Origin of the sequence: Synechococcus sp. H55.9 (assembly GCF_047462355.1) — a bacterium.
In the GTDB taxonomy this organism is placed as follows: domain Bacteria; phylum Cyanobacteriota; class Cyanobacteriia; order Thermostichales; family Thermostichaceae; genus Thermostichus.
In genome coordinates this window covers 1-7,293 of sequence record NZ_JANSJB010000110.1, presented here as the reverse complement: position 1 = coordinate 7,293, position 7,293 = coordinate 1, and the positions used below count along the sequence as shown (strand labels likewise).

Below are 7,293 nucleotides of genomic sequence, written 5' to 3'. Positions count from 1 at the left end.
AAAAAGGGCCTAGAAGAGGGGGGGCAAGAGGCCTGAAAGCCTTGTGGGGCAAGGCATCGAGCGGGTCAACGAAAGAATCGGCCTTTGCGGGATTTGGCGAGGCGCTCGCAAAGCCGCTGATACCGTTTTTGTGTTGCTTTGCCAACACGAGATGCGTAGGGGATTAGCCCCGCAGGCGACCGGAGCGCAGGATGCTGAGGATGAGCCACAGCCCCAGCAGGCTGGCGGCGCCAAAGAGCAGCTCGCTTAGCCAAAAGACCTGGAAGCGCTGGGTTTGCGCCGAGATGATGGCAGCGCCAATAATCAGGGATCCAACCAGGATGCTGTAGGAGAGGCGGTTGGCCGACTGGTCCAGGCTGGTGCGGAGGCCTTCCAGCTCCTGCACCGTCAGGTTCCAGCGCTGGGTCTCGGAGGTGATGCGGCTAAGCAGCACTTCCAGTTGCCGCGGCGACTGCAGCGAGAGGTTTTTGAGATCCAGGGCTGTGCGCAGCAGCGAGGGCAGGGGGGCATCCCCCAGCAACTGCTGCCGAAACACATCGGCCATCAGGGGGCGAATTTGCTCCGGCAGATTGTAGTCTGGGGTGAGCTGGCGGGCGATCCCTTCCAGGTTGGCCAGGGCCTTGGCGCACAGCCCCAGGTTGCCGGGGATGCGGATCTGGTTGCGCCGTGCCGCCTGTAGGATCTCGGAAAAGAGCTCGCTAAAATCCAGCTCGGCAACGCTCAGGGTGTAGTACTGGCGCAAGAGGCGCTCGTATTCCCTCTGCAGTTGGGCCAGGCTGACGGCGGGATCCCGCGGGCTGCCCCTAGGACTTTCCGGCAGGGCCAGTTCCAGCGTGAGCTCAGCACAGCGCTGGGCATCCAGGCTGACGATGGCCAAAATCAGCTCCAGCACAATCTGCTGCGTGCGGGGATCCAGCCGCCCAATCATGCCGCAGTCCAAGAGGGCCACGCGACCGGATCCCAGGTAGAAGAGGTTGCCGGGGTGAGGATCGGCGTGGAAATAGCCGTCAAGGCAGATCTGCTGGAAAAAGGCGCGGGTGAGCAGGCGGGCGATCTGTTTGGGATCGACATCGCTGCGATCCGCCTCTAGCAGGGGCTTTCCCTCGATCCACTCCAGCGTCAGCACCTTGGGGGTAGTGAGCGACCAGTAGACGCGCGGCACCACCAACTGTGCTGGGTCAAACCAACGGCTAGCCTGCAGGTGTTGCCGCAGTTGCTCCGTGTGGCGGGCTTCCTGGGTAAAGTCCAGCTCCGCCTGCAGCGCCCGGCAAAACTCATTGGCCAAGGCCACCACGTCTGTTAGCCTACCGAACTCCGTTTGCGCCACCAGCTCAGCAATGCCACGGATAAGCCGCGTATCCTGTTCCACCACTGCTTCCAGCCCCGGCCGTTGGATCTTGAGGGCCACCAGTTCGCCGCTGAGCAGGCGGGCGCGATGGACTTGGGCGATGGATCCCGCTGCCACCGCTTCTGTATCCAGGCTGCTGAATATCTGCTCCAGCGGCTTTTGCAACTGCTGGCGCAGCAGGATCTCCACCGCCTTCCAGGGCACGGGGGGCACATTGCTCTGCAGCGTGCTGAGGGCCTCGATGTACTCCCGCGGCAACAGATCGGGGCGGGTGCTCAGCAACTGGCCCAGCTTCACATAAACCGGCCCCAGATCCACCAGGATGTTGCGCAGCACCATCGGCGGCGGCAGTTGCGGCTCTTCCGCCTTGCCCAAGGAGAGCAAGCGCCGCATGTAGTCCCAGCCGTGGCGCAGGACTACTTCCAGGATCTCCGCCTGACGGGCGCCGCTCTGGGCCAGCCGCGCAAAGACCACTCCTTTTCCCTCCCGCACAGCAGATATCAAAGGAAAGGCACGGGAGCCACCCGGCGGGTTCCGTCCCAGCCGCCGGCTAGCCCTTCTCGCAAGGCCCGCAGCACCTCGTCGGTCTCGGCGTTGGGCTGGGCAAAGGAGAAGAGGTGCTTAAAGCGCAGTCTCCCCTCGCGATCCACGATGAACTGGCCCGGCAGGGGCGCCCCCATCGCTTGGCCGACACCGTAGAGCCGAAAGGTCTTGCACTCCGGATCCACCAACAGCGGATAGGGCAGTTGCAGGTCGGCTTGGATCTGTTGGCTTTGCACCGGGTCGGTGCTGGTAATCATCAGCAGCTCCGCTCCCAAAGACCGGATCTCCTCGTAGCGGGCCTTCAGATCCTGGATGTGGGGGTAGCAGAAGGGGCAGAAGAGCTTTTCTGTGAAAATACGGGTAAAAGCCAGAACCACCGGCTGGTGGCCGCGGTAGTCCGACAGGCGCACGGGATCCCCGTGTACATTGGGCAGCTCAAAGTCGGGGGCCAGCTCGCCAATCTGCAGAGGGCTGTTGGCCGGCTGGGGGATGAAGTTGTCGAAAAAGCGACGGTTGAACAGGCCGCTGTTGCTGGTCATTGCCATTTTTTACGTTTCTTTACTGCTGCCACCAGCCTAACCCAAAGCCTCGGCCACTGCCTTTAGCCGTCGCAGTTGCGCCCGCATGTCGTGCCGGGTTAGCTCTGCCGCCACTAGGTAAAACCCTGCCGCCACCCAGGGGTTGGGGATGGAAAACTCAAAGCGGTTCACCAACAGCGTTCCCGACGCTTGGGGGCGGCACTCCCAGCGGTCAGTGCCCTGAAAAAACCCCTCAAACTGCCACTGCACCAGGCCCTCGGCCCGCTCGGCGATCACGCAGTCCAGGCTGGGGGAAATGAGAGGCAGGCGCAGGAAAAAGCGGTAGCGGCTGCCCAGTTGCCCCGTAGGGGATCCCAGCGCTTCGCAGCCCAAAAGCGGGTTAAGCCAGCGCCGCATCAGCTCCGGGTCAATGAGACAGCGCTCCACCCGCGCCACGTCAGCGGCAATCTCCATCGCTTGGGTATAGACAGGCATGCTTCAAGGAAAGGCTACAGCAGCAGGCTGCGCTTTGCCGACAGGGGCAACGGTACTCAGCAAAATCAAGATATCCCGGTACTCCACCTGATCCGGCCCGCGGCGGGGGGATCCCACCTGAATGACTGCCTGGTACAGGGACTGTTCAGGGTGGGGGGGAGACTCGAACACCAAGGTGCGGATGCCGTTGGCCTGTTCCAGATCCGAGAGGAGATCCCAGCCCCGGCCCCAGAGGGTACGGCGGTAGTAGGCGGCAATCTCCTCCAGAGGCTGAGAGGTCTGCAAAATCAAGGAAGCAAGGCCCCCCCCTCGATCCCAAATCTGCCCGGAAGAGACAACGGCAGCGTTGGGCAACTGCAAATGAGGGGGAAAGTGAGGGGGAAGGGCGCGGGTATCCCCCAAAGAAGCCTCAAAGTGCGTGCCATCTTTGCCGATGTGACGCCGCACAGGATCCAGCTCTGGGGAAACCGGAGCAGCCCTCTGGCGGCAGGCCATGAGGGATCCCGCCAGCAGCCCAACGGTTAGCCAAGCAAGAACCGGCAGAGGACTCCGTCCCGCCGGCGCGATTTGCTCAAGACAGCACCTTTTTCTCATTTGTTGGGCCGCGTCCCTGAGGTGGGTTCTATCTATGGGGCAAGGATCTGAGCCACTCACGGGCTTGGCAGCCGGCGTGTATGGTAGATAAAAGCTCGTTCTTGGGTTTCTGCCCATTCCTATGCCCAAGGTTAGCACCTCTCGCCATCCAGCCGACTCACGCTTTAGTTCTGCCATTGCCGCGCGCCCTTTTCGCGAACAGGTCAAAGGGTTAAAGCCCTACCAGCAAAAACAACTGCAACGGCTTTACCAACTGCGCCTACCCCCCAACCGCTTGGTGACGGTGGAGTTTGCCCAACGGCTGGGATCCCTGACTCAAGATCTAGAAGGCCAGCCCATCAGTGTTTACCTGAACCGGCGCGGCCAAGTGATCCGCGTGGGGCTGGGATCCCCTTTTGAGACCCAGATCCCGGCCTGGGAATTGCCTCGCCAGGGAGCCGAGCGCCTCTCCGGGATCCGCTGCATCACCACCCAAACTGGGGCAGGAGGCCCCGGCCAGAAAGCGCTGACGGCCATGGCTTTGCAGCGTTTGGATGCCCTTATCACCCTTTCCGTGGCCAAGGCAGGAGGGCAGCGGCGGCGAGGTGGAGCGGCCACGGGCTTTGTCAACTGCGCCTATCTGGCCCACCTGGTGCCGCAGGAGGGGCACCGCTGGCAGGTCTCGGAGCCTTTGCCCCTGGGGATCCTGGCAGAACAGGATCTGCAGGAGCTGGTGACGGAGCTGGAGGATGGCTTTCGGCGCCAATTGACCGCCCGCCAGGTGGATCCCAAGCAGGAGCGAGCGATCCTGGTGGGGCTGCAGGAGCTGGGGCAGAGCCGCGAAGACCTGATGGACAGGCTGACAGAGCTGGGCCGCCTGGTGGAAAGTGCCGGCGGACAGGTGCTGCAAACCCTCTGGCAACGGCGGGAAGGCCCCAATTCCGCCACAGTCATTGGCTCTGGTAAGGTGCAGGAGTTGGCGCTGCTGGTACAGGATCTGGGGGCTAACCTGGTGGTGTTCGACCGCGAGCTCACCCCCAGCCAGGTGCGCACCCTGGAAGAGGCGGTGGGGGTGCGGGTGGTGGATCGCAGCGAGGTGATCCTGGATATCTTTGCCCAGCGGGCCAGAACACGGGCCGGGAAGTTACAGGTGGAGCTGGCGCAACTGCAATATCTGCTGCCGCGCCTGGCCGGTCGAGGGCGCACCATGTCGCGACTGGGGGGTGGGATCGGCACCCGCGGCCCTGGGGAAACCCAACTGGAAATGGAGCGACGGGCCATTCAGCGGCGCATCGGCAAGCTGCGGCAAGAAGTAGAAGAGCTGCGCCGCCACCGGCAACGGCTGCGCCAACGCCGCGAGGGATCCCAGATTCCCGTGGTGGCGCTGGTGGGCTACACCAATGCCGGCAAATCCACCCTCCTGAATGCCCTCACCCACGCCCAGGTCTATGTTGCCGATCAGCTCTTTGCCACCTTGGATCCCACTACCCGGCGGCTGGAGCTGCCCGACCACCAGGCGGTGCTGCTCACCGACACGGTAGGATTTCTAACGGAACTGCCGGAGCAACTGGTGGACGCCTTCCAGGCCACTTTGGAGGAAGTGACAGAGGCTGACGCCCTGCTGCACGTGGTGGATCTCTCTCACCCCAACTGGGAAGGGCAGATCGAGGCGGTGGAAAAATTGCTGGATGGCATGCCCTTGGCCACCGGGCCGCGACAATTGGTGTTTAACAAAATTGACCGCCTCGATCCCGAATGGGTAGAAGATGTGCGCCTGCTCTACCCCAAAGCTCTCTTTGTCTCTGCTGCTACCGGCCAAAATCTGAACCAGTTGCGCCGCACCTTGGCCCAGTTTGCGGCAGCCTTGAATCTCAACTCCCTCGATTGGCAGGAACCCAGGGATCCCTAGAAGCATTCCATAAGGATTTCGAAACCTGGGCCTTTCATTATTTATCCTGCCTCGGCATAAACATTCAGTTACATTGAGATCAGAATTGTTAACCGACTTCAGGTTAGGGAGAGAACATGGTCACTACTGCGGTTGCACCTCAAGTCGCACCTCACCTGGCCCAGTCGCATCTGACGCTGCAAACTTTGCCCATTGGCGCCGATACCCTCGCCATTCGCTCTCAAGATTGGGATCGAGATCGGTTTGACATTGAATTCGCCCTGGAAAACGGCACCACCTACAACTCCTTTTTGATTCGCGGCGAGAAGGTGGCCCTCATCGACACCTCCCACGAGAAATTTCGCCAGTTGTACCTGGATCTCCTGCAGGGGCTCCTTAATCCTGCCCAGATCGACTACCTGGTGGTCAGCCACACCGAGCCGGATCACAGCGGCTTGGTGGGGGATCTGCTGGAGCTGGCGCCCCAGGCGACGGTGGTGGCCTCCAAAGTGGCCATGCAATTTCTGGAAGACCTGGTGCATCGGCCCTTCCGGCGGCTGGTGGTGAAGCAGGGGGATCGCCTGGATCTGGGCAAGGGCCATGTCCTAGAGTTTATCTCCGCCCCCAACTTGCACTGGCCCGACACCATCCTTACCTACGACCACGGCACCCAGATCCTCTACACCTGCGATGTGTTTGGGATGCACTACTGCGACGACTTCGCCTGGGATGAGCATCCCCACCTGCTGCAGGCGGACTTTAAGCTCTACTACGACTGCCTTATGGGGCCCAACGCCCGCTCGGTGCTCTCGGCTCTGAAGCGCATGGAAGCCTTGCCCCCTATCGCCGCCATTGCCACCGGCCACGGCCCCCTGCTGCGCCATCACCTGTCCGACTGGGTAGAGCAATACCGCACCTGGAGCCTGGAGCAGGCCAAAGCCGAACGGATGGTGGCGGTGTTCTACCTGTCGGGATATGGCCAGGCGGAAGTGCTGGCTCAAGCCATCGCCCACGGGATCCAAAAAACCGGCACCCAGGTGGAGCTGGTGGATCTGCGGCTGGTGGATGCCCACGAGGTGCGCGAGCTGATGAGCTTGGCCGCCGGTGTGGTGATAGGCATGCCGCCCCAATCGGGGCCAGATGCGGCCACCACCCAGGTGCTGCTGAAAACCCTCTTGGCCTCTGCCCACAGCAAGCAGGGCTTTGGCCTCTTCGAGTCGGGCGGCGAAGATGATGAGTCGGTCTACCTCTGCCGCAACACGCTGCAGGAGATCGGTGCCAAAGAGGTGTTTGCCCCGATTTTGCTCAAGCAGCCTGCCAGCGAAGCTCTGCTGCAAGTGGCTGAAGAAGCGGGTACCGACTTGGGGCAATGGCTGACCCGGGATCGCAGCATTCAGCAGATGAAAGCCCTCGATGCCGACCTGGATCGCGCCCTGGGCCGCATCAGCAACGGCCTCTACATCCTCACCGCTCGCAAAGGGCAGGCCACCAGCGCCATGCTCGCCTCCTGGGTGGCCCAGGCCAGCAGCGATCCGCCGGGGATCAGCGTTGCCGTGGCCAAAGACCGGGCCATCGAGTCCTTCCTGCAGGTGGGGGATACCTTCGTCCTCAACGCCTTACCGGAGGGCCACTACCAGCCCTTGATGCGCCACTTCCTGAAGCGCTTCCCACCAGGGGCCGACCGCTTTGCCGGCATCAAAACTTACCCCGCCGCCAACGGATCCCCCATCCTGGCCGATGCCCTGGCCTACCTGGAATGCCGTGTGGTCAGCCGTCTGGAAACCAGCGACCACTGGGTGGTGTATAGCACGGTGGAAGCCGGGCGGGTCTCCAACCTGGAGGGCCTCACTGCCATCCACCACCGCAAGGTGGGGAATCATTACTGATCCCTCACCCCCAGCCCCTCTCCCTAGGGGAGAGGGGAGATT

The 7,293-nt window shown here is 62.3% G+C and carries 6 protein-coding genes; 2 read left to right on the top strand and 4 right to left on the bottom strand.

What is annotated here, in order from left to right:
* Window positions 1-163 precede the first annotated feature (163 nt).
* Genes NW857_RS11675 through NW857_RS11660 form a run of 4 tightly spaced genes read right to left on the bottom strand, consistent with a single transcriptional unit; the run spans window position 164 to window position 3,498 of the window.
* A complete protein-coding gene (locus NW857_RS11675) occupies window positions 164-1,822 on the bottom strand; it encodes an ABC1 kinase family protein (RefSeq protein WP_414369013.1) in 1,659 nt (552 codons plus the stop codon).
* 26 nt (window positions 1,823-1,848) lie between these two features.
* The gene (locus NW857_RS11670; RefSeq protein WP_414369011.1) at window positions 1,849-2,436 is read right to left on the bottom strand and encodes a peroxiredoxin family protein; all 588 of its coding nucleotides are present in this window, start codon (window positions 2,434-2,436) and stop codon (window positions 1,849-1,851) included.
* A 30-nt stretch (window positions 2,437-2,466) separates the two neighbouring features.
* On the bottom strand, window positions 2,467-2,904 hold the full coding sequence (locus tag NW857_RS11665; RefSeq protein ID WP_414334883.1) for an SRPBCC family protein: 438 nt from the start codon (window positions 2,902-2,904) through the stop codon (window positions 2,467-2,469).
* A 3-nt stretch (window positions 2,905-2,907) separates the two neighbouring features.
* On the bottom strand, window positions 2,908-3,498 hold the full coding sequence (locus NW857_RS11660; protein ID WP_414369009.1) for a hypothetical protein: 591 nt from the start codon (window positions 3,496-3,498) through the stop codon (window positions 2,908-2,910).
* Window positions 3,499-3,619: 121 nt separating this feature from the next.
* On the opposite strand from NW857_RS11660, the gene hflX reads away from it, so the two are divergent.
* Together hflX and NW857_RS11650 are read left to right on the top strand one after the other, a co-directional pair.
* The gene (gene hflX / locus NW857_RS11655; protein ID WP_414334885.1) at window positions 3,620-5,386 is read left to right on the top strand and encodes a GTPase HflX; all 1,767 of its coding nucleotides are present in this window, start codon (window positions 3,620-3,622) and stop codon (window positions 5,384-5,386) included.
* Window positions 5,387-5,502: 116 nt separating this feature from the next.
* Window positions 5,503-7,251: a diflavin flavoprotein gene (locus NW857_RS11650; RefSeq protein ID WP_414334886.1), complete on the top strand. Its 1,749-nt coding sequence runs from the start codon at window positions 5,503-5,505 to the stop codon at window positions 7,249-7,251.
* Window positions 7,252-7,293: the final 42 nt, after the last annotated feature.

Coding starts and splice junctions, on each gene's coding strand:
- NW857_RS11670 (WP_414369011.1), bottom strand. CDS start 2,436: ATGGCAATGACCAGCAACAGCGGCCTGTTCAACCGTCGCTTTTTCGAC.
- NW857_RS11665 (WP_414334883.1), bottom strand. CDS start 2,904: ATGCCTGTCTATACCCAAGCGATGGAGATTGCCGCTGACGTGGCGCGG.
- NW857_RS11660 (WP_414369009.1), bottom strand. CDS start 3,498: ATGAGAAAAAGGTGCTGTCTTGAGCAAATCGCGCCGGCGGGACGGAGT.
- hflX (WP_414334885.1), top strand. CDS start 3,620: ATGCCCAAGGTTAGCACCTCTCGCCATCCAGCCGACTCACGCTTTAGT.
- NW857_RS11650 (WP_414334886.1), top strand. CDS start 5,503: ATGGTCACTACTGCGGTTGCACCTCAAGTCGCACCTCACCTGGCCCAG.